The sequence below is a fragment of the uncultured Gimesia sp. genome (assembly GCF_937919775.1).
Taxonomy (GTDB): Bacteria; Planctomycetota; Planctomycetia; order Planctomycetales; family Planctomycetaceae; genus Gimesia.
This window is the reverse complement of the sequence record NZ_CALFPF010000372.1, coordinates 1-2,063: the sequence shown is the minus strand read 5'-3', so window position 1 is coordinate 2,063 and position 2,063 is coordinate 1. Positions and strand designations below refer to the sequence as shown.

1 protein-coding gene and 1 pseudogene are annotated in these 2,063 nt (G+C 48.1%); both read right to left on the bottom strand.

Annotated features, from left to right (window positions below):
• Window positions 1–397: 397 nt before the first annotated feature.
• Window positions 398–1,690 carry a DUF1501 domain-containing protein gene (locus Q0294_RS10200; protein WP_299464323.1) on the bottom strand — a complete coding sequence of 431 codons (1,293 nt, stop codon included), beginning with the start codon at window positions 1,688–1,690 and terminating at the stop codon, window positions 398–400.
• An 87-nt stretch (window positions 1,691–1,777) separates the two neighbouring features.
• Window positions 1,778–2,063: pseudogene (locus Q0294_RS10195) on the bottom strand (hypothetical protein); the annotation flags it as partial.

Here is a 2,063-nt window from a genome sequence, read left to right as displayed (position 1 = left end):
CACCTTTCAACTGTAGCCAGTTTTCGTCTGCATTAGCAATCGTAGCGCAGGCCAGCAGGCACATTACGATCTGAAACAGCACAGTAACACGCTTGGTCTTCATCATGGTTACAATCTTTCTCAGGCTTCAGTTTTGGGGCAAAACAGGAGGGCCTTGTACGTCAAACAGTCAGATGAATGTGGTTGACCGTCTGAGATAACCTGAACTTTCCGGAAGGACTCAATTTTGAATTCACGGGGAATCAACTCTTCGATCATAATCGGAGAATTTTTCGGAAGCTACTATTTTAATGTCATTTCGAAAATATCGCCAAAGTTTTTTCGATATTGGTCATTATACAAAAAAACGGCTCCCGCAGGGGGAGCCGTTTTGATTTTTGTCGCGAATCAGTGGAGTTTACAACAGTTTTGTGATGGCTTTGCCATCGTGGGCTACCTTGAAGGGGCGACCATCGGATGAGAAAATTTCTTTATCTAAAGGCAGGCCCAAAGCAGTGGCGATGGTCGCATTGAGGTCGGCTGGCAGAACGCCGTCCGAATCAACGCTCTGGCCGCCTGCATCGGACTTACCATAGAACTGGCCGCCTTTGATGCCGCCGCCCATCAATGCCGCAGAGAAGGCACCGGGATGGTGGTCCCGACCACCGTTCTGATTGATGACCGGAGTACGTCCGAATTCGGTTGTGAGTACGATAATCGTCTCATCCAGCAGACCACGATCAGACAGATCCTTCAGCAGATTGCCCAGAGCCATATCCAGCATTCCAGCGCGACTGGGGAGAATTCCGTCATCATAGATATCGCGGTGCATGTCCCAGCCACCGAAAGTGACTTCGACACAGCGAACGTTGTTTTCCATCAGTCGTCGTGCCAGCATACAACCCTGACCAAACGAGTTGCGACCGTATTTATCACGATCTTCGGCTTTCTCTTCATTCAGGTCGAATGCTTTCAACTCATCGCTGGAAAGCAGGCTGGTTGCCTGTGAATAGAAGTCCGTGTAGGCCAGGACCTCTTTGGTTTTGAATTTATTCTGAAACTTCTTGTCGAACTTGTTGATCAGGTCAATTCGTTTTTCAAACGAATTTTCCGAGAGGTATGTGGGGGACTGGGTGTTTTCCAGTCCTCGATTCGGATCACCAATCGGCAAAGGGCTGTAAGAAGGATCCAGGAAGCCTGCGTTCGGGTGCCGGGCAGGGGCACTGATCAGCACCGTATCGGGGAGATTTTTATTCAGGCGTCCTTTGAATTTTTGAATCCAGGGACCCATAGAGGGATGCCGGGTCGATGCGATTTCTTTGTAACTGGTACGCATGATGTATTCACCCTGCTCATGAGCACCGGTTTCGGTGTGCATGGAGTTGATCACCGCCATTTTGTCGAATACTTCAGCCAGTGTCGGCAGGAATTCGCTGATTTGCATCCCGGGGACGTTGGTTTTGATCCCTTTTGTTTCGCCTTGATTTTTATGACCTGGTTTCAAGTCAAAAGTATCAAGATGCGACATGGCGCCTGCCATATAAAGATAGATCAGGCGTTTGGCTTTGCCACCTTTGGGCTGAGAAGAAGGAGCTGCTTCCAGGATATTATTGAACATCGGAAGTACGCTGACTCCCAACGCGGACTTGGCAGCGTATTCAAGAAACTGCCGCCGCTGTAGTCCATCGAGTTTTGAAAGAAGGTCTCGCATTGAATGTGCCTTTTATTTTTAAATTGATTGGTTGTCGCTCATTAAGTCCAGACAAGAGTGTCTGGACATTTTTATGTTTTTGAACCGTTATTGAATAAACAGGAACTCGCGCGTATTCACGAGCGACCAGATCACGTTTCCGTAACCTGCCGGTCCATTCTTTTCTATTTCGGAGACCGCAACCGCGGATTCATCACTATCCGGACGACGATTCAGAATCGTCATGAAAATCACATCAACTCCCTCTTTAACGGTTTTCTGTTCGATCACGTTATTGTAAATCGTGGATCCTTTTTCCAGCATCATATGCGTCACGGGACCGTTAAACATAAACAGAATCTGCGGGACCGAACCTGTGTCGGATGATGCAGAA

Bases quoted from the DNA above. Each gene is read 5' to 3' on its own strand.
- Q0294_RS10200 (WP_299464323.1), bottom strand. From the start codon at position 1,690: ATGCGAGACCTTCTTTCAAAACTCGATGGACTACAGCGGCGGCAGTTT.